The 281-nt window shown below is 68.7% G+C and carries 1 protein-coding gene; it reads left to right on the plus strand.

What is annotated here, in order from left to right:
- Window positions 1–83: 83 nt before the first annotated feature.
- Window positions 84–281: hypothetical protein (locus DVDV_RS23050; protein WP_217694159.1), on the plus strand; the 198-nt coding region annotated here is incomplete at its 3' end.

A 281-nucleotide genomic window follows, 5' to 3' on the forward strand; every position in this document is an offset into this window, starting at 1 on the left:
ATGGGCGGGCGGGAGCGCGGGCGGCGGGTTGGGAGTAGGGCGGCAGCGGAAGACTGTCCAAGATGGGGGCGGAATTTGCCCTGATGATGCCGCCGCTGTCGCGGCTGGCGCATCAGGACAAATTCCGCCCCCAACCGGCCCTCGGCCCCGAAGACGGGGCCGACAGGTTCGAGGAAGATCGACCGGACAGGGCGGCCCGGGATGTGGGCCACTGGAACAAAGGCTTCGCGGGACGGAAATGCAGCGGGGTGAAAACGGGGCCGGCTAAGGGAGTGGAGACG

The sequence above is a fragment of the Desulfovibrio sp. DV genome (assembly GCF_001936595.1).
Classification (GTDB): Bacteria; Desulfobacterota; Desulfovibrionia; order Desulfovibrionales; family Desulfovibrionaceae; genus Solidesulfovibrio.